Raw genomic sequence first — 18,098 nt, 5'->3', positions numbered from 1 at the left:
CATATCCCATCCGTGTACCTGAAAAAGCGCCTAGACATTAATTCAGCCTAGGCGGTATCCGTCAACATTTGTAAATCTGTGTTAAAATCAAACCTTACTGGAGCGGACTGGTAAGAAGCGACAGCTCCGGGTTACTATCCAAGGCTTCCTTGCAATAGTCGCACACCACTTTAACAGTGACATCCCCATTTGGGTTATACGATATTATATCTCTCCGTTCCTCAGGGGTCAAGAAATGGAAGCCTAACAGCTCCTCACTGATATATTGTTGCTCCAACTCGCCTATCAGTGTCTGGCAATGACGGCAAAAATACTTTACTCCCACAAGCACTCTCCTCCTTTTCCTTCATTATGACCAAAAAAGGAGGAATTTAGCCCGGATTTCCAAATCTGTCATCCCGCAGCAGACCATGACTGGCTTCGAAGCCAAAGCAATGAATTAAACATTAAACTTTGCCATTGTCTTTTCAAAAGGATTATCAAGGGTGTATTCCAATGCTTCACAAGTCGTATCCAGGATTTGCGGCATGGACTTGAATTCCTCCTTGGAAAAAGAAGACAATACATAATCTGCTATATTATATCCGGGAGCAGGCCGATTAATGCCCATCCGGATGCGATAGAAGGACTGTGTCCCCAAATGTTGAATAGTGGACTTAATTCCGTTATGTCCTCCGGCACTGCCCTGATAGCGTAACCTTATTTGTCCGTAGGACGTATCCAGATCATCATACACGACGACTAAATCTTCTATCGAGGCTTTGTAAAAGTCCATAAAAGCGCGGATGGATTCTCCGGATAAATTCATATAAGTCATCGGCTTAATTAAATAAACCTTAGTCCCATTTACATTTCCCTCGCCTATAAGCGCTTTGCATTTGCTCTGGGTAATTTTGATACCATGCTTGTCAGCAAACCGATCCACTGCCATAAATCCAATGTTATGCCTTGTCGATTGATAAGGCGTTCCAGGATTCCCTAAGCCTACAAACCATTTCACGTTGCACCTTCTCCCCTTCCTTGAATCGATCATACCAAACTTTTCTCCATACATGAAGCCTGATAAAGGACACAACAAAAGAGCGCATCGCATATCGACACGCCCTCAGACAAGGCTCACTTCAACAGATTCGACCGATGCATGCTGCTTTACTCTTGATCAGCCGCTCCTGCAGGCACCGCTTCCGCCTTCTGATCCTTTTCATCTTCCGCATCATCAGCAATAACTTCTTTCTGAGGCATCAGCACTGTAGCCAAAACATCATTCATATCCGTTTTGATTTCAATAGTGGCTGGAAGCTGCAGCTCTGAAACCAGAACGTTGGTTCCAATCTCCAGAGCGCTGATATCCACCTGAATGGAAGCAGGAATATCCCTTGGTAAGCATCGAATTTCTATTTCGTGATGCTGAATTTGCAGAATGCCGCCCGCTTGTACACCGGCTGACTCACCTGTAAAATCCAATCGAACGGTCGTTGTTACGGGCTCGTCCATATTGATTTGATGGAAATCGACGTGCAGAACACTTCTGGAAAGAGCATCACGTTGCACCTCGCTGATCATAACGGGTTGTTTCCCAATCTGCGGCACATCCATCTCGATAATGGCATGCGGATTGGAGCGAAGCAGCACCAAGAGCTCCTTTTCTGATATAGCGATAGGAGTACTGCTAACCTTCGAACCATATAGAACTGCCGGAATTTTCCCCTTCGCGCGAAGCCCTTTGCGTTCTGATTTTGTGCCTCTGTTTCGTTCTTCCGCTTTCATTGTAACTGTCATAAGGGTAATACCTCCTTCAATTTAGCAAATCGGGATTAGGCATTTACAAATTTCCTAATTTTAATTTACCCAATTGAAGGAGAATCAAACCTCTTATTTCTAAGCGAGCCTATGAAGCGTCCGCTTAGTTCTTTTGCGGCCGCTGTTTCTTCTCGGAAAACTTATTGCGTAATTTCTCCGCATAACCCGGTTTGTTAACCTGCCGCTCACGAGCAATAGCCACATCATTATCGTCCACATTATGCGTAATCGTTGAACCGGCCACTACATAAGCGCCCTTGCCTATTTTGATGGGAGCAATCAAATTCACATTACTGCCGATAAATGCATCTTCTTCCACTTCGGTCAGCTGCTTATTGAAGCCGTCATAATTAACCGTGATCGCGCCACATCCGAAATTCACATTTTTACCTATCCTGGCATCACCGATATAGCTAAGATGCGAAACCTTAACGTCATCAGCCAAAATAGCATTTTTGATTTCAACAAAATCACCGATTTTCACATTTTCCCCAAGCTTGGCACCTGGACGCAAATAAGCGAAAGGTCCAACCGCACTTTGGCTTCCCACTTCAGCATCCAAAAGCACCGATTGCTTGATGTGTACTCCATCTCCAATCGTGCTGTCCGTAATTTCTGTATTCGGGCCGATTAAGCAGTCTTCCCCAATAACCGTATGACCTTTTATAATAGTTCCAGGCAGCACAACCGTATCCGATCCAATTTGCACATCAGCATCGATATAGGTATTTGCAGGATCAATTAAGGTAACCCCGTTCAGCATGTGATTACGGTTTATACGCGAACGCATGATTCGCTCCGCCTCGGACAGCGCTACACGATCATTAACGCCGAACGTATCCATCGGATCTGGAGTGCAATAAGCCTCGACAATCTCATTTTGACCAACTAATATACCTAACACATCAGTTAAATAATATTCATTCTGTGAATTGTTGTTCGTCACTTTGTTCAAGGCGTCAAACAGCTTGCGGTTAGAGAAGCAATACATGCCGGAGTTAATCTCTTTGATCTCTCGTTCCTCGGCATTGCAATCCTTCTGCTCTACGATACGGGATACACGGCCATCCTCGCTCCGGATAATACGCCCTAAACCGAATGGATCATCCATGATTGCCGTCATAACTGTCGCGGCCGCACCCTTTTCACAGTGAATACGGATCATTTCCTGCAGCGATTCACTAGTTATCAATGGAGTGTCGCCATACAGTACAACCGTTAACCCATCTTCATTTCCTAACAGAGGCTCCGCTTGAAGAACTGCATGTCCAGTACCAAGCTGCTGATCCTGCATAGCATATTCAACTCGGTCTCCCAGATACGATTTAACCGACTCAGCCCCATGTCCAACCACTACTATGGTTCTTTGTGTCTCTATTTTCTCTAATGCCTGAATCACATGCCCAACCATTGGCTTCCCGCCAACTTTATGCAAAACCTTGTACAGTTTCGATTTCATACGCTTGCCTTGTCCTGCTGCCAGAACGATCCCCAATATATTCAATCCGGTCACTCCCTCTATCAAAAAATACTCACTAGTGTCATGTCGCAAAAAGAAGCGAGCCAAAAACACGCGCGCCCCATTATTTCAAACATCCTCATTATCAAAATAATCCTAAAAACAGCTCCTACTATCTTATGCGCAACATACTACGCCCTGCATTCAAATATATATGAATTTATGCAAAAAGAAAAGAGAGCCGCTTGCGGCTCTCCCAAACTCGTCGATTATGCCCCTTCAACGATTACTTCTTCCTCAGTCGCTGCACGGTCGTACTCTGCCAAAACAGCAGCTTGAATCTTTTCGCGGGTAGAGGAAGAAATCGGATGAGCGATATCCCTGAACTCTCCATCGGGCGTTCGTTTGCTTGGCATCGCCACGAACATACCGTTGTTACCGTCAATCACACGAATGTCATGAACCACAAATTCGTTGTCGATGGTTATGGAAGCAATGGCTTTCATTCTTCCTTCGGAGTTAACCCGACGGAGTCTCACGTCTGTAATCTGCACTAGTGTTCACCACCTTTTCCCATCTAGAAGACTTGGTCTATAAAATTCCACATTTTAGGGCAAATTCCTTCTTATTTTATATAAATTTATTTAATTTAATAAATATTTGATTAATTTTAAATTATTCGACAATAACTGTTGCGATCAGCTCTATTTCGACAAAAACATCCTTCGGCAGCCGCGCTACTTCGACAGTTGAACGAGCCGGTTTATGGTCTCCAAAGTACTCTGCATAGATTTGGTTGACCTGCGCGAACTGATTCATATCTTTAATAAATACTGTCGCTTTAATTACATGAGCAAAAGATGAGCCTCCCGCTTCCAAAACCGCTTTCAAATTTCGAAATACTTGATGTGTCTGTTCTTCGATCCCACCTTCTACAACTTGTCCATCAAGTCCAAGCGGAATTTGTCCGGATGTAAAAAGAAGCTCTCCAAATTGTACAGCTTGCGAATAAGGTCCTATAGCTGCTGGAGCTTGATTAGTTGCAATTATATTCAATCCCATAATAGGTCACTCTCCATCGTAGAAATAATTACCGGGCACAACCGTAATTTGCTTGGTTTTCGGATCAACTCCAGACAGCTTGGCCAGTGAAATATACTCTTCCACCAGATGCTCCTCTACTTCTCCGGACTCCACAAATACGCCGACCCCTTTTACTGTCGCTCTAAACTCTTTCAACAAGTCCATCATCCCATGCACCGTACCGCCAACCCGCATAAAATCGTCTATAATCAGCACTCGCGACTCTTCCTTCAAAGCTCTCCGCGACAAAGACATCGTCTGAATACGCTTGTTGGAGCCGGATACATAGTTGATGCTCACTGCTGAGCCTTCCGTTACTTTGTTATCGCGTCTGACAATTACAACAGGCAGATTTAAGAAAGAAGCCGTTGCATAAGCAATCGGAATTCCCTTGGTTTCCACTGTCATAACTACATCAATGTCCTTCGAAGAAAAAGCGGTTGCAAACATCTTGCCTACTTCATTCAAAATGAACGGCTGGCCCATAATATCCGACATGTACATATAACCGCCCGGCAAAATGCGTTCCGGCTGCTCCAGCTGTTTGCATATACCTTGAATAAACTGCAGGGATGCTGCTTTGGACACTTTAGGGATAAACTTCACCCCTCCGGCCGCACCCGCTAAAGTTTGTAAATCACCAAGCCCCTCTTCCTCAAACACTTCCTTTATAATCGCTAAATCTTCGCTTATAGATGATTTAGCCGAATTGTACCGATCCGCAAATGTAGTTAAAGGAATAAGTGTATGGGGGCGAAAAAGCAAGTATTGCGTCATTTCGACCAATCTTGCACTTCGTTTTAACTTTTTCATTGGTGGCACCCCTCATCGTAAAATGGCATAAAATCCGAATAATATAACATGAATATACCATTTTTATACGTATTTTTTCAAGATGTCCATGAAAATTATTCTAACATGTATGTGACATCACGGAATTTAACATCATCAGGTCAAAAGACGAACGGCGAATACATCCTTGCAAAATCCCCGCAGTCCATTATAAATTCTGGCTACCTTCGCTTCCTTGGACACCAAACCGAATACGGTAGGCCCGCTGCCCGACATAAGCACACCATCAGCACCAAGCCGCAGCATACATTCCTTGAGCCGTCTAACCTCCGGGTACAAATCCAACGTAACTTCCTCCAGCACGTTTCCCAGTCGATCACACAACAAATCAAATCGCTTCAGTCGAATAGCCTCCAATACCAGCTCCGCTGACGGATGATGCTGGATGGCGTTAGCTCTCAGCTTACCGTAAACATCTGCCGTCGAGACGTTAATTGGAGGCTTGGCCAATACAACCCAGCATTGCGGCGGCGCCTCGATCGGCTCCAGCTTTTCGCCACGCCCACGAGCAATTGCGGTTCCGCCAGTAACACAGAAAGGCACGTCAGAGCCGAGTTCGGCTCCTAATCGCTGGAGCTCTGCCATCGGAATGCCAAGCCCCCACAGCCGATTCAGACCGCGCAGAGTGGCAGCCGCATCACTGCTTCCTCCAGCTAGGCCTGCAGCGACCGGTATTTTTTTATCCAAATGTATGTAAACACCTTGCTTCACATCGTAACGATCTTTGATTAATCTGGCTGCCTGGAACGCCAAATTTTTCTCATCCAACGGTATGTATCCGGCTTGGCTTGAAATCATAATCGTATCTCTGGGCAGCTCCTGCATTTCAATACGGTCGGCGAGGTCTACCATGGTCATAATCATTTCAACCTCGTGATACCCATCTTCCCGTTTACGCAGTACATCCAGCATGAGATTAATTTTGGCCGGCGCTTTCTCAAAAACTTTCATAGGACACCTTCTTTGCAGCTCTATTGCTTCACAGCAGTCATTCCACTAACGGAAAAATGCTGGAAAAGTTCTAATACTAATACTATACCAAAAAAGCAACAAAAAAAAGCTAAAGCCGCGCTCTGCGCACTCTAGCCTCCGTTGAACGGTTTTGAACTACTTAATCAATACCTTGGCGGTTGCTGCGGTTGCTGTTTGGATGCTTGCTCGGCAATTTGAATCGCTCTTTTTACCATGTTGCCCGCATCCTTCGTACGTATACCTCCCCAGCCTTCACGCTGCACAGTTTCATAAAAACCCAAGTCCTTCGCAAGCTCGTATTTGAACCCTTCCGACATTACTCCACGGTTCCTGCGTGACATGCGTGTTTCCTCCTTTGCGGTAAGATAGGAGTAGTATGTCCGGAGGTTTAGCGTTACATGCAGGCAATAATAGGGGCATATACAAAAAACAGCACGCCCCGCAGGCATGCTGTTTATGTATATTATTGCTGTATAGTGATCCGTACTTGTCCGTCATCGTTACAAACGGTAACTTCCACGGACTCCGTAAGTATGTCTGCGTAACTGTATGAGACTCGCTTAAACGCGTTTTGTTCCTGATCCAGCTTCACGATAAAAACGGAAGGGTAGGTCTCCTCCAATACACCGGATCGTTCGATCGTTTTACGGCGACCACCATTTGCTCTTAGCATGATTTTCTGTCCGACATGAGGTTCCAAACTGCGTTTGATCTCCAACAGCGCGTTTTTAGCCATTGACCACTCCACCTCTTTCCTTACAAAGTATACAGCAATAGTGGTAGTATGTCAAATTAGAACAAATATTATATCAGTCACACAAACCTGTTGTCAACGGCATATTTCCTATATGGAGTAAGGTTTTGGCTATAAAAAGACCTCGTCCGTTCACAAAATCGTCTTATTTTCAAAAGAAAAAGCACCCTAGGGTGCTTGAACAGGAATATTTTTTTGAACTCTGGGCACTCCACGACGGTAGCTTCCCCGGGATTCAATCCCACCCATGCCTTCCAATCCACTGTGCGTAAGCCTGATAACATCGACCATATTAACCGTATCCTTAATAGATGTGAAGGACACCTTGGCTGCTACACACAGTGGATCAAACGCATGAATCAAGACCCTTGCCGGTGAACTGGCATAGTTGGCCCCCGCTTGCAGCAGTGCTTCAAAATGAGATTGACATGCACCCGCAATGACTGTGAGCGTATCTTTATTCTTCTCATATTGTCTGGCCACCCTGACCGCTTTAACAAAGTTGTGTGAGTTCTTATAGCTGCTGAGCTGGCCGATATCTCCGTTTCGTCTACCTTTTAGTATGGCATCATGACCTGTTATGACTACTATATCCGGCCTGATTTGCGGCAGCATTCGATATAAAGCATCGGCCATATCCACCTCAGCCACATAAAAGCCCTCTACAGGTACTCTAAGCTCCCCGTACAGACTCATGCATTTTCGCAAATAAGCAGGGTCTCCGTCCAAATGAAGCACCTTTCCAGGCATTTCAAAGTAACTTTGAGCAGCATTCTCTGCTGATGGCATACTTAGGCTATCCTGCAAGGGTGCAGTGGCAGATTGCACCTGTTTCCTGCGCATCGAGTCCATCCATGCCGGTTTAACAGATCCTGCATATTGATAGGGGTCAAATTGTGACGCTGTGGTTAAATCTTGAATAGGAGCATCGGCTAGCAAACGATAGTCTACCCCTCGCAGCACTGCTTGCTGCTGCAGGATGTCCTGAATTCTAAAAAGGATGTCACCACCATAAGATCTACGAGTGACCAGGTCTCCCTGTTTCATGGGCAAATCGCCTCCCTCGTCTATCCTATGGCCTTTATAGGCATTTGGTGAATAGCGATACCCCTTTTACATTCAGATGACCTGTATGGAATGATTTTGTCGATCTACTGCTATCCATTCTCAAGTTTTCCCAAAGCTGCTGATAACGCTCGGCTGAGTCGCGCATATTCTTGCATAGAAAGCGTTTCTCCCCTACGGGAAGGCTCAATCCCCGCCCCCTGTAATATGGCCTCCAGCTGCCCTTTCGTCTCTTTACTGAAATAACGGGCTGCCAAGTTGTTATATATCGTTTTTCTGCGCTGTACGAAGGACGCTTGAACCACATCAAAGAAAAAAGCTTCATCCTCTACTTCAACGGCAGGCTGCTGGCGCACCTTTAATTTAATGACAGCAGAATCCACATTGGGCTGAGGAATAAAGACTGTACGCGGAACTATAGTTACAATCTCCGGTTCGCAATAATACTGTACGGCAATGCTTAGGCTGCCATACTCTTTGCCGCCCGGCTTTGCAGACATCCGATCAGCTACTTCCTTCTGAATCATGACAACAATATTCTCAAGAGGAAGTTTCTCTTCCAACAGCTTCATAATAATCGGCGTCGTTATATAATAAGGCAAATTTGCAACAACACTGACTTGTTCGAACCCTTGAAACTGCTCGTCAAATAAAGGACTTAAATCCACCTTCAGTACATCACCATGAATGACACTAGCGTGAGAATAAGCACTTAAAGTCTCCTGAAGAAGCGGCAAGAGCCGCTGGTCGATCTCGATAGCTACTACTTTACCTGCGATTTTGGACAGCTGCTGGGTTAATGCGCCGATCCCTGGACCGATCTCCAGCACTCCTTTAGATACATCCAGCCCGGCAGCGGAAACAATTTTATGTAAAATGTTCGGATCCACCAGGAAATTTTGGCCCAGACTTTTTTTCAATACAAGACCATGTCTTTTCAAAAGTTCATTGGTTCTCTTTGGGGAAGCTATATCCTCTTGTACGGTTGGTTTGACTGTATCCATGGTTAACTCTACTTACCCCTCTTCTTTATCCAGCTGCCGCCAAGCAGCCGCAAATTCTTCACGTGTGATTTGGAACATTCTGCATCGTTTATAAAATTGCTTGCCGTTACAATAGCCAATCCCCAACACTTTCCCTACAGCCATACGTCGCGAAGCAGCTTGGGGATGAACTATTAATCCTGCCGCAACCAGATCGTCTAAAGTAATATCGGACTCTGCTGACTCATAATCCGTACGCAAGTTAGAGAGTGCTTCACGGATCGTCTCCACAGATGCATTCTCTACCCCAATATCCCCTTTGCTTGTCGCATTCTCCTGCGTTATAAAGGCATGCTTGCAGCCAGGCACTTGGGCAGTAATAATCTTACGAATCCGCTCTCCGGCATGATCCGGGTCGGTCAGCACAATTACACCACGCCGCTGCTGGGCAAGCTTGATTCGTTTAATAATGTCCTTGTTAATCGCCGATCCGCCGGTCTCAATCGTTTCCGCCTCAACCGCTCGTTTTATAGCCGTTGTATCATCTTTTCCTTCAACCACAATAATTTCCTTGATCACTTATTTCACCCCTCCCAAACCCTCCGGATTTCCCCCTCCCAAACCCTCCCCGCCGGGAGGGTTTGGGGGAGGAGGTTTGATTGGCGCTTCCTTGGAGCCTTATGTACTTACATCGCTACCGTCCCTACGGGACACGCTTCACCTCTGATCTCCTGCCTTTATGAATGGGACACTCTGATCTAGCCTGTTACCGCACACTATGCAAGCGTGGAGTGGCTTGCTTCGCGAAGCCAAAGCAGCCACGACTAACGCGCTCATATCACCTCCACCCCATCGAAGAACTGTCGAAGCTCCTTCCCCAATAAAGCGGGTGTCCAGAGGGCGGTAGCCCTTGGAGCCCTCCCGGCGGGGAGGGTTTGGGTGGGGGACTCTGGAGGGTTTGGGTGGGGGCGGAACACTAACTGAAAGCGTGTCCCCTAGGGACGAAAGCGATCCTCCACCTATAATAGCATACGAAACGCCAATCTGCCTCCCACCCCAAGACGTTAGCGGGTGTCCAGAGGGCGGCCAGCCCTTGGAGCCCTCCCGACGGGGAGGGTTTGGGTGGGGGACTCCGGGGGAAATCCAAATGAACAGAAAAAAGAAGAGGATGCCCCCTTCTTCTTTCAAAACCTATATATGATGAGTCTGCCCTAATTGCAGGCCTTTAGTCCGCTGTAGGTTTCTTGGGTCCAATTACGTAAATGGTATACCCGCGTTTAGTGCCGAAACGGTTCGCATAATCGTTGTTGTCAAAATAGACATCAACTTTGTTACCCTTAACTGCACTGCCGGTATCTTCGGCTCTGCGGAATCCAAGTCCGTCAATATAAACCCACCAACCGAGCGGAATTACTTTAGGATCCACTGCAATCGTTCGACCTTCCGTTACTCTCGTGCCTGAGGACGTTAGTCCATACTGCGGGTGTTCGGCGCTTTTGCCAGTTGATGATGCTCCAGCCGAATAGGCCGTTAGCGTCACATTGTTAATAACCTGCTTCACTCCGAAAGAAACGCCGCTCTTCATCACATCTTGCAAATTCGGCGAGGATGCTGATAATACTACTACCGGATTTTTCGTTCCTATTGCAACAATTTTATTGATGCTTTCAGACTTTACCTTTTCATCAACCACTTGTTCGGATACAAGCTTACCATCTTCAAACAGCTTTTCTTTCGTTTTTAGGAGCAGCCCTTCTTGTCCTTCTTGAACTATTTGCTCTTTCCCCTTAACAAGCTGAGGATCATTCTTTTTCTCCACATCAAAAGCAATCGGTTCCGTTACCTCTTCCGTCTCTTTCTTGACACGGACGATCTGGATTGCCCTATTCTCCGCCAAATTGGCATCAATAGCCGGACTAACCTTGTCTAGCTCGCCAACCGGCACTTTTAATTCGCTTAAAGCAGTCCCCACGGTCTTAGCCACCGTATACAGGGTCTTGGTTTCTCCATCCGCTGTTAAATGCACCGGTTGTGCATGTTCTATCGCAATCCGGTCCCCGCTCTTCAGCTTGGCTCCAAGCTCTGCAGAGAGACGATCGTGCTCTCCAACAGATATTCCTTGCTCATCCAGTAAACTCTGTAGAACCCATTGTTTAGTATAAACAACCGATTCCTGTCCGTTCACAACTACAGATACCTTCTTGGTAGCCGTACCGTGTAACATCATCATAAACATGAAAGTCATAGCGATTGAAATAAGTCCAATGATCCAAATCAAACGCAAGTTTTCATGCTTCCATCGCATTGCGAAGGACATGCTGGATGATCGTCTTACATGGGGTTGCTCATGGTGAATAGCTCCCACTTGTTCGGTCCTCCTTCAAAGCCCCGCCGTCGTGTGTTACGCATGATTCATCTGACGCGACTATGGTTTAATTTTGCAATCTTTTCGTTAATCAACTAGGGGCTGCAATCTTACTTTCCATATCGTTCTTCCTGCGTGCGGCTAGCACCTCCTTGGTTACCTGAGCAGCTATGTACCCGGTCTGTGAATTGAATATCGTAACGAAGAACACAAAAAAGTCGCGGAAAGAGGACTCTTCCCGTGACTTTGAGTTATTTCAGCAATATGAAATAAAGCGCACGACAATCGTTACCTCTCTCTTAACGCTTACGAGGTTAGCTGACGGATTCGGACTTGAGAGTCGCCCTACTTGGGTCGGTTCACTGTAACATGACCTAACCATGATTCACCCCTGAAAATGCGACCTTTGTCTCATTGAAAAAATGGGACAGTCACTTTGCGGTTCCCCCGTTTCCCTGATGGAAACTCAGCGAAAATGAAAACTTGGTAAACGTATTAAGTTAATATTGAGTTTACGCTGTCTGATACAAAGTTGTAAAGTATACAAACTGGTCAAAAAACCTTGATTTTTGACCATATTAGGTATTTTCATCCGTTTTCAGGAATAAAACCATTGTTTTTCTGTTGAAATCGTACAATATACCATATATTTCTTTGATTATCGTGTTTTCGACGAAAATAGACTCGTCCAAACCCTTATAACCAAATTAAAGTAACCCGAATAATGTAACCGCATTTTGGGTAGTTACCCGAGCTAATTCTTCCAAAGTCAGCCCTTTAAGCTCAGCAGCCGTTTCTGCGACTAATTTCACATATGCCGTCTCGTTCCTCTTGCCGCGAAATGGGTGCGGGGTTAAATAGGGGGCATCTGTTTCAATCAAAAGACGATTTAACGGTACCTTTTCCAACACTTCTTTTGGCTGCTTTGCATTCTTGAATGTAACAGGACCTCCGAAGGAAATGTGAAAATTCATATCCATACAGAGCTTCGCCGTTTCCCAGCTGCCTGAGAAGCAGTGCATGACCCCTCCAACATCTGAAGCCTTTTCCTCACGAAGAACCTGAAGAATGTCATGGTGCGCATCGCGGTTGTGAATCACGATCGGCATACCCAGCTTACGCGCCAACCGGATTTGCTCCCGAAATACACGATCCTGCACATCTTTAGGCGAGGTGTCCCAATAATAATCAAGGCCAATCTCACCTATGGCTACCACTTTCGGATGGGCACATAATTGTTCGATCCAATCTAAATCATCCGCCGTCATATCCTTCGCATCCTGAGGATGCCAACCAACGGTTGAATAAATAAAATCATATTGCTCCGCTAAGGCAATGGAGCTAGGGATGGTTTCCCGATTAAATCCGACATTAATGATTCGACTGATTCCGCTCTCCAGCGCGCGCTGAATAACGTCATGTCGATCTTCATCGAACTGGGGAGCATTAAGATGAGTATGCGTGTCTGTTAACATTGAAGTAGCCATTCTCCTTTATTTGCTTTATGTAGGTAAAACTTTCGCTTAATCTATGCCCAGCAGCCTGCGAATATCCGGTGCAAAAGTCTGCCGCTGGCTATGAAGAAGCAGCTCTTCCGGGAAATACAAATGATATTTCCCCATATGAATACCACTGATTGATCTTACAATGTCGGATTTAAGCGATATCTCAGTTAATCTATCCTTGTTATCCAATAACAAAATGGGCAGTTTTTCGTCATGATCGCCAGGGCGGTACACATCATAGGAAAGATCGGACGGAAAATCAATGGCCAGATAAAAAATAGGGTCCATTCCAAGTCCTTCCATCGTTTCCCTCAGCCGTTCGATCTGTTCAGCTTCAATCCGCTCCAAGGACACATATTTAAAAAGATTACGATTCAGAAACCGTGAGCACAGGTCTGACAAAATTTCATCCTTTTCATACGCCCACTGCATCAGCACCGTTTGCATTAACGCCTCATCCAGCATGTGATATTCCTGAACGGTAAGCGATTGACGGAATAAGCTCAGCAATGGCGGCAGCATGAAGGCGAAGCTGTAGCCTTCTTCGAATAACTGCTTTGCTCTTTGAAACACCTTATGTAATACAATCTCAGCGCTGCGTGTTACCGGATGGAAATATATTTGCCAATACATCTGATAACGTGACATTAAGTAGTCTTCTACAGCATGCATACCGCTTTCTTTCATTACAATATGTCCTTGAAAGGGCCGCATAACACGCAATATCCGCTCCAAATCAAACGTACCGTAATTCACACCAGTGAAGTAGGCATCGCGCAATAAGTAATCCATACGATCCGCATCCAATTGACTCGAAACTAGACTGACCACAATTTCTTTATGATACGTTTTGGCGATGACACCCGCTACTTGCTGAGGAAAAGTGGGTGAAACCTCTCTTAACACCCGATTGATTTCCGTGTTGCCAAGTACAATGCGGCAGGACCAGTCCTCATGATGGGTTCCAAAGGTTTTTTCAATGGAATGGGAGAACGGACCATGACCTACATCATGAAGCAGCGCGGCGCATAAGCACAACAGCCGTTCTTCACTAGGCCAATCCTCGTATTTGTTGCGTTCAAATTGCGAGATGATTTTACGGGTTACTTCATATACGCCCAGAGAATGAGAAAACCGGCTATGCTCCGCGCCATGAAACGTTAAAAAGCATGTCCCCAACTGACGTATCCGGCGAAGCCTCTGAAATTCCTTTGTATTAATAAGATCCCAAATGGTACGGTCCTGCACATAGATATACTTATGAACCGGATCTTTAAATACTTTTTCTTCTTTTAAGGGACTGGACATAAGGGGTCACCTCCTGGAGTTAAAGTATATTTTTCGACATAATAGGTTTTACTGGCCACTCGTTATGTCGAATAATGTCATATTCATCTTCCAATTACAAGCTGTAAAATGCTTACATTTTTTAGGTTAATAGCAAATAGCTGCAAAAACACCTTCTAATAGGTTTGTTCACAAATTTGCTTTATTCTCAAGGTTTATCTAAAAAAATAATAAATTTTTGGTTAAATCGGTTGGTTTTTACCAAATATTGAGAGGCAAAATGCCAATATGAAGGTTGACTATTATGGGAATGGTTGGTATCATGAATAATAAGAATTATGTCGAAACATGACGATTTATTTTCCGAGAGGGGTACTTATATTATGATGAAATCTACTGGTATCGTTAGAAAAGTCGACGAATTGGGTCGCGTTGTTATACCTATCGAGCTTCGCCGTACTTTGGGCATAGGCGAGAAGGATGCATTGGAAATCTATGTGGACGGCGAACGCATTATGTTGAAGAAGTACGAGCCAGCTTGTATCTTTTGTGGCAATGCCGAAAACGTTTCTTATTTTAAGGGAAAAATTGTTTGTCACGAATGTTTATCAGAAATGCCAATACCTGTGACAAAATAAGAAAAATAGGTTATAATAAGGATAGCACTTCTTACTTAGGTAATTCTAACCTTTTTCATATCTCCTCTATGTCCCTGATTTGCAGGCTTTCTGCAAATTAGGGATTTTTTTTGGGGTGGTGGTGGGAGTTTGAAAAAGTGTAACTAACGGTGATAAGGGATGTGCCTCCGGCCGCTGTTGAACCTGTGTTCCCTAATTAAACTAGGAGGTTGGAACACAGGTTCAAAGGCGGCGCGTAAACTCTCCAGCACAAACCCTTATTCACCTATCCCCTTTTTCAAACTCCACTATATTATAGTAGAGAGACGAGCGCTTGGGCTTTGCAAGTCAAGCGGGAGTTACATTGCCGTAATTGGCAATGGCCCACATATAAACTCAAGATATCCTAAATGACTTACTTATGCAAAAAATTATAAAGCTCGCGCTTAGGCATCTGCCGATCGGCGGCGGCGCGTTTGATCGCTTCTTTGCGGTCGAGCCCCTGTGTCACATAATGCTCCACATGCTCCTCCAATCCGAATGCCTCCCACCATGCTACAGATGCGGCATTCTCGGACGCAGTCATGCCTTCAACTACAATGCAATACTCACCTTGGGGAGGCTGTTCCAGAAGTAAATCATAGCACTCTTGAATGGTACCTCTGGCCGCTTCCTCGTACTTCTTGGTGAGCTCGCGAATCAGGCACATTTGCCGTTCCGGGTTCCACACCTCAAGCATGGCTTCCAAGGTCTTCATAATCCGATGGGGGGATTCATAGCAAATTAGTGTTTCCTTCGCAGAATGAAGCAGCTGAAGCTCCTGGAGCAGAGGTTTCCTGTCTCGCGGCAGGAAGCCGAGGAAAGTAAAGCGATCCGTAGAAAGCCCCGATATGATTAACGCCGACAGTGCCGCATTGGCACCAGGTATCGGGATGACATCGATCCCCGCCTCCACAGCTTGCCTTACCAAATCAGCCCCAGGATCGCATATAGCAGGGAGTCCCGCATCGCTCACCAATGCTATCGATTCACCCGACTGCATGATACGAATCAATTCAGGGCCGCTAGCCTGCTTGTTATGCTCATGGTAGCTGATTAACCGGGTCGATATTTCAAAATGCGTCAGCAGCTTGCGTGTCTGCCTCGTATCCTCAGCCGCAATCCACTGTACTTCCTTCAAAATCCTGATAGCCCTGAAGGTGATATCCTCCAAATTGCCGATTGGGGTACCTACTAAATAAAGCTTGCCTGCTCCTGCATCCTGATGATAGCTCTTTTGAATTTTCACATGCGTTCCCTCATTATAGTACGGGCGGTTGGATGAGTTCAGTTCGCTGGCCATAATAAATCTCCAACAGCTCATCGCAATATTCCGTTTTATTTTTGTAAACAATCAATGGAGGCAGCGTTCTAATCTCCGGCTTCCCATCCCTAACTGCTTCTATAAGCACCATATTTGCTTCTTCGCCAGCTCGCGGATGCACATAGCGGATTCGCTTAGGCTCCAGCCTGTACTCGCGCATTGTACAGAAAATCTCTACTAGTCGACTGGGCCGATGTACCATGGCTACACGTCCGCCATTTCTGACCAACCGACTGCTCGTCCTGACTACATCCTCCAACGTACAGTGGACTTCATGCCTCGCGGCAGCAAAATGCTCATTCATGTTCTGCTCACCGTTCGGGACCGGCAAATAGGGCGGATTAACTGTAACCACATCAAACTCCCCGTAACCCAGCTTCTTATCGACATTGCGCAAGTCACCGTGTACGATTCGAATTTGCTGCTCCAGCTTATTGATCCTTACATTGCGCTCTGCCATATCAGCAAGTCTGTCCTGAATTTCTACGCCGATAATGGAAGCTTTGGTTCTGGTTGTAAGCAGCAGCGGAATAACGCCATTACCTGTACACAAATCCACAATACGCCCTTTAGATGATAGAGGAACATAACTGAAGCGCCCCAACAGCACAGCGTCCAAAGAAAAGCTAAATACTTCATCGCTCTGAATGATTTTTAAATTTTCGGTTAGCAGATCATCAAGCCTCTCACTGCTATTTAATTGAACATTATCCATAATATTGTTTTCCTCTTTCTTCAAAAAAACCGCAGAGAAGTGTATACTTCCCTACGGTGGTTCTTATTACATGAAAGTTTTCACACTGCACATGCAGTTATTTATTTAGAAATGACATGCAGAACAAGCAGTCTCCTTCTGTTCGTAAATGTCCGTAATAAACGTTGCATATATGGAAGCCTTCGTGGTACAGCTTAGCTAAATTATCGTGGCCAACACCCGTAATTTCTTTGGCTTGTGCTTGCGCTGCCGTAATAGGCACGAGTGGCACCCCTGTGTTTACTGGGCTGGCATCCTTCTTCAGCACCTTGCGCAGCTGCTGATTTTCTATGCTTAATCTTTTATTCTCTTCCAAAAGCTCAATAATTTGCTGTTTCATCTGACCTAATTCCGCATATATGGTACCCATCTGTTTTTCCAACTGATCGATTTGCACAAAAACGTCCCGTTTATCCACACGCTCACCTCAAAAGCTTAATGCTGCGCTACCACATCGTCAAAGGAAAGATCCATTACTTTTCCTAACTCGTAAATCTGTACTTTGGCTATTCGCCCACCAATGTTCAGCGACACCACGCGACCATTACCTAACGAAGTAATGACATCACTGCCTACTCGCGGCACGTCCTCTTTGGCACTTTCATAATTATCGTGCTCATATTTCAAGCAGCACATTAACCGGCCGCAAAGTCCGGAAATTTTCGTAGGATTTAATGATAGATTCTGATCCTTCGCCATTTTAATGGAAACCGGTTCAAAATCACCTAAAAAGGAAGAACAACATAAGATACGGCCGCAAGGACCGATTCCTCCCAGCATCTTGGCTTCATCACGAACTCCAATTTGCCGCAGTTCAATCCGTGTACGGAACACACCCGCCAAATCTTTTACCAGCTCCCGGAAATCAACTCTTCCTTCGGCCGTGAAGTAAAAAATAATTTTATTGCGGTCAAATGTATATTCAACATCTACCAACTTCATCTTCAATTGATGATCTTTAATTTTTTCCTGACATAATGCAAAAGCGTTCTTGGCCGCCGACTTATTATCTTCTACAAGCTGGGCGTCCGTCTGATCTGCAATCCGAATCACTTTCTTCAAAGGCAACACAACATCTGATTCCTGCACCGTCCGTTTGCCGATAACCACTCTTCCGTATTCTATCCCACGAGCCGTTTCAACGATAACCGCACTTTCATTGTCTACAGGTAGATCAATAGGATCAAAATAATATATTTTACCCGCTTTTTTAAAGCGAACGCCAACCACTGAGTACAT

Annotated in this window: 21 protein-coding genes and 1 riboswitch; of the genes, 1 reads left to right on the top strand and 20 read right to left on the bottom strand. The window is 45.3% G+C overall.

Translation table 11 applies throughout. The features are described 5' to 3' along the window. Nucleotides 1–94: 94 nt before the first annotated feature. The 16 genes from NV381_RS33440 to NV381_RS33365 all read right to left on the bottom strand — a co-directional run bounded on the left by NV381_RS33440 (nucleotide 95) and on the right by NV381_RS33365 (nucleotide 14,146). Nucleotides 95–325, bottom strand: a complete 231-nt coding sequence (locus tag NV381_RS33440; RefSeq protein WP_171656580.1) for an anti-sigma-F factor Fin family protein — start codon at nucleotides 323–325, stop codon at nucleotides 95–97. A gap of 114 nt (nucleotides 326–439) precedes the next feature. Further along, nucleotides 440–1,000 (bottom strand): aminoacyl-tRNA hydrolase, encoded by a 561-nt coding sequence (gene pth / locus NV381_RS33435; RefSeq protein WP_258217640.1) that lies wholly within the window; start codon nucleotides 998–1,000, stop codon nucleotides 440–442. A gap of 149 nt (nucleotides 1,001–1,149) precedes the next feature. After that, on the bottom strand, nucleotides 1,150–1,779 hold the full coding sequence (locus NV381_RS33430) for a 50S ribosomal protein L25 (RefSeq protein ID WP_258217639.1): 630 nt from the start codon (nucleotides 1,777–1,779) through the stop codon (nucleotides 1,150–1,152). 124 nt (nucleotides 1,780–1,903) lie between these two features. Further along, on the bottom strand, nucleotides 1,904–3,304 hold the full coding sequence (gene glmU, locus NV381_RS33425) for a bifunctional UDP-N-acetylglucosamine diphosphorylase/glucosamine-1-phosphate N-acetyltransferase GlmU (RefSeq protein WP_258217638.1): 1,401 nt from the start codon (nucleotides 3,302–3,304) through the stop codon (nucleotides 1,904–1,906). Nucleotides 3,305–3,528: 224 nt separating this feature from the next. Beyond that, nucleotides 3,529–3,813, bottom strand: a complete 285-nt coding sequence (gene spoVG, locus NV381_RS33420; RefSeq protein WP_089201676.1) for a septation regulator SpoVG — start codon at nucleotides 3,811–3,813, stop codon at nucleotides 3,529–3,531. A 121-nt stretch (nucleotides 3,814–3,934) separates the two neighbouring features. Next, the gene (locus NV381_RS33415; RefSeq protein ID WP_258217637.1) at nucleotides 3,935–4,321 is read right to left on the bottom strand and encodes a RidA family protein; all 387 of its coding nucleotides are present in this window, start codon (nucleotides 4,319–4,321) and stop codon (nucleotides 3,935–3,937) included. Nucleotides 4,322–4,327: 6 nt separating this feature from the next. Further along, on the bottom strand, nucleotides 4,328–5,155 hold the full coding sequence (purR, locus tag NV381_RS33410) for a pur operon repressor (RefSeq protein WP_258217636.1): 828 nt from the start codon (nucleotides 5,153–5,155) through the stop codon (nucleotides 4,328–4,330). A gap of 135 nt (nucleotides 5,156–5,290) precedes the next feature. Next, complete coding sequence (ispE, locus tag NV381_RS33405) at nucleotides 5,291–6,145, bottom strand: 4-(cytidine 5'-diphospho)-2-C-methyl-D-erythritol kinase (protein ID WP_258217635.1); 855 nt, start codon at nucleotides 6,143–6,145, stop codon at nucleotides 5,291–5,293. A 164-nt stretch (nucleotides 6,146–6,309) separates the two neighbouring features. Beyond that, the gene (locus NV381_RS33400; RefSeq protein ID WP_171656586.1) at nucleotides 6,310–6,507 is read right to left on the bottom strand and encodes a small, acid-soluble spore protein, alpha/beta type; all 198 of its coding nucleotides are present in this window, start codon (nucleotides 6,505–6,507) and stop codon (nucleotides 6,310–6,312) included. A 122-nt stretch (nucleotides 6,508–6,629) separates the two neighbouring features. After that, on the bottom strand, nucleotides 6,630–6,902 hold the full coding sequence (gene veg / locus NV381_RS33395) for a biofilm formation stimulator Veg (protein ID WP_133236016.1): 273 nt from the start codon (nucleotides 6,900–6,902) through the stop codon (nucleotides 6,630–6,632). A 186-nt stretch (nucleotides 6,903–7,088) separates the two neighbouring features. Beyond that, entirely contained in the window at nucleotides 7,089–7,967 is an 879-nt protein-coding gene (gene yabG, locus NV381_RS33390) for a sporulation peptidase YabG (protein ID WP_258217634.1), read from the bottom strand. 110 nt (nucleotides 7,968–8,077) lie between these two features. Continuing rightward, the gene (gene rsmA / locus NV381_RS33385; protein WP_258217633.1) at nucleotides 8,078–8,989 is read right to left on the bottom strand and encodes a 16S rRNA (adenine(1518)-N(6)/adenine(1519)-N(6))-dimethyltransferase RsmA; all 912 of its coding nucleotides are present in this window, start codon (nucleotides 8,987–8,989) and stop codon (nucleotides 8,078–8,080) included. Nucleotides 8,990–9,001: 12 nt separating this feature from the next. Then, complete coding sequence (gene rnmV, locus NV381_RS33380; protein WP_258217632.1) at nucleotides 9,002–9,547, bottom strand: ribonuclease M5; 546 nt, start codon at nucleotides 9,545–9,547, stop codon at nucleotides 9,002–9,004. Nucleotides 9,548–10,193: 646 nt separating this feature from the next. Then, nucleotides 10,194–11,333 (bottom strand): ubiquitin-like domain-containing protein, encoded by a 1,140-nt coding sequence (locus NV381_RS33375; RefSeq protein ID WP_419182327.1) that lies wholly within the window; start codon nucleotides 11,331–11,333, stop codon nucleotides 10,194–10,196. A 287-nt stretch (nucleotides 11,334–11,620) separates the two neighbouring features. After that, nucleotides 11,621–11,815: riboswitch (cyclic di-AMP (ydaO/yuaA leader) on the bottom strand. A gap of 225 nt (nucleotides 11,816–12,040) precedes the next feature. Further along, a complete protein-coding gene (locus NV381_RS33370; RefSeq protein ID WP_258217631.1) occupies nucleotides 12,041–12,808 on the bottom strand; it encodes a TatD family hydrolase in 768 nt (255 codons plus the stop codon). A 48-nt stretch (nucleotides 12,809–12,856) separates the two neighbouring features. Further along, nucleotides 12,857–14,146: an HD domain-containing protein gene (locus NV381_RS33365; RefSeq protein ID WP_258217630.1), complete on the bottom strand. Its 1,290-nt coding sequence runs from the start codon at nucleotides 14,144–14,146 to the stop codon at nucleotides 12,857–12,859. A 362-nt stretch (nucleotides 14,147–14,508) separates the two neighbouring features. Between NV381_RS33365 and NV381_RS33360 the strand changes: the two genes are divergently transcribed. Next, nucleotides 14,509–14,763, top strand: a complete 255-nt coding sequence (locus tag NV381_RS33360; RefSeq protein WP_010501678.1) for an AbrB/MazE/SpoVT family DNA-binding domain-containing protein — start codon at nucleotides 14,509–14,511, stop codon at nucleotides 14,761–14,763. A gap of 394 nt (nucleotides 14,764–15,157) precedes the next feature. Here the strand turns inward: NV381_RS33360 and rsmI are convergent, their stop codons facing one another. The 4 genes from rsmI to NV381_RS33340 form a co-directional block, all read right to left on the bottom strand. Continuing rightward, nucleotides 15,158–16,084 (bottom strand): 16S rRNA (cytidine(1402)-2'-O)-methyltransferase, encoded by a 927-nt coding sequence (rsmI, locus tag NV381_RS33355; RefSeq protein ID WP_258217629.1) that lies wholly within the window; start codon nucleotides 16,082–16,084, stop codon nucleotides 15,158–15,160. Continuing rightward, complete coding sequence (locus NV381_RS33350) at nucleotides 16,044–16,820, bottom strand: tRNA1(Val) (adenine(37)-N6)-methyltransferase (RefSeq protein WP_258217628.1); 777 nt, start codon at nucleotides 16,818–16,820, stop codon at nucleotides 16,044–16,046. The genes rsmI and NV381_RS33350 overlap by 41 nt, the downstream gene beginning before the upstream one ends. A gap of 97 nt (nucleotides 16,821–16,917) precedes the next feature. Continuing rightward, nucleotides 16,918–17,277, bottom strand: coding sequence for a DNA replication initiation control protein YabA (gene yabA / locus NV381_RS33345; protein ID WP_258217627.1), 360 nt, complete (start codon nucleotides 17,275–17,277; stop codon nucleotides 16,918–16,920). 17 nt (nucleotides 17,278–17,294) lie between these two features. Continuing rightward, complete coding sequence (locus NV381_RS33340) at nucleotides 17,295–18,098, bottom strand: PSP1 domain-containing protein (protein ID WP_258217626.1); 804 nt, start codon at nucleotides 18,096–18,098, stop codon at nucleotides 17,295–17,297.

This window comes from Paenibacillus radicis (ex Xue et al. 2023), from assembly GCF_024722015.1.
In the GTDB taxonomy this organism is placed as follows: Bacteria; Bacillota; Bacilli; order Paenibacillales; family NBRC-103111; genus Paenibacillus_S.
Note: the sequence above shows the minus strand (reverse complement) of the source record. Positions and strands in the feature narration are given on the sequence as shown.

Bases quoted from the DNA above. Each gene is read 5' to 3' on its own strand.
- NV381_RS33430 (WP_258217639.1), bottom strand. From the start codon at position 1,779: ATGACAGTTACAATGAAAGCGGAAGAACGAAACAGAGGCACAAAATCA.
- NV381_RS33350 (WP_258217628.1), bottom strand. From the start codon at position 16,820: ATGGATAATGTTCAATTAAATAGCAGTGAGAGGCTTGATGATCTGCTA.
- rsmI (WP_258217629.1), bottom strand. From the start codon at position 16,084: ATGGCCAGCGAACTGAACTCATCCAACCGCCCGTACTATAATGAGGGA.
- NV381_RS33370 (WP_258217631.1), bottom strand. From the start codon at position 12,808: ATGTTAACAGACACGCATACTCATCTTAATGCTCCCCAGTTCGATGAA.
- NV381_RS33415 (WP_258217637.1), bottom strand. From the start codon at position 4,321: ATGGGATTGAATATAATTGCAACTAATCAAGCTCCAGCAGCTATAGGA.
- NV381_RS33365 (WP_258217630.1), bottom strand. From the start codon at position 14,146: ATGTCCAGTCCCTTAAAAGAAGAAAAAGTATTTAAAGATCCGGTTCAT.
- purR (WP_258217636.1), bottom strand. From the start codon at position 5,155: ATGAAAAAGTTAAAACGAAGTGCAAGATTGGTCGAAATGACGCAATAC.
- rsmA (WP_258217633.1), bottom strand. From the start codon at position 8,989: ATGGATACAGTCAAACCAACCGTACAAGAGGATATAGCTTCCCCAAAG.
- yabG (WP_258217634.1), bottom strand. From the start codon at position 7,967: ATGAAACAGGGAGACCTGGTCACTCGTAGATCTTATGGTGGTGACATC.
- veg (WP_133236016.1), bottom strand. From the start codon at position 6,902: ATGGCTAAAAACGCGCTGTTGGAGATCAAACGCAGTTTGGAACCTCAT.
- NV381_RS33400 (WP_171656586.1), bottom strand. From the start codon at position 6,507: ATGTCACGCAGGAACCGTGGAGTAATGTCGGAAGGGTTCAAATACGAG.
- ispE (WP_258217635.1), bottom strand. From the start codon at position 6,145: ATGAAAGTTTTTGAGAAAGCGCCGGCCAAAATTAATCTCATGCTGGAT.
- NV381_RS33360 (WP_010501678.1), top strand. From the start codon at position 14,509: ATGATGAAATCTACTGGTATCGTTAGAAAAGTCGACGAATTGGGTCGC.
- NV381_RS33340 (WP_258217626.1), bottom strand. From the start codon at position 18,098: ATGTACTCAGTGGTTGGCGTTCGCTTTAAAAAAGCGGGTAAAATATAT.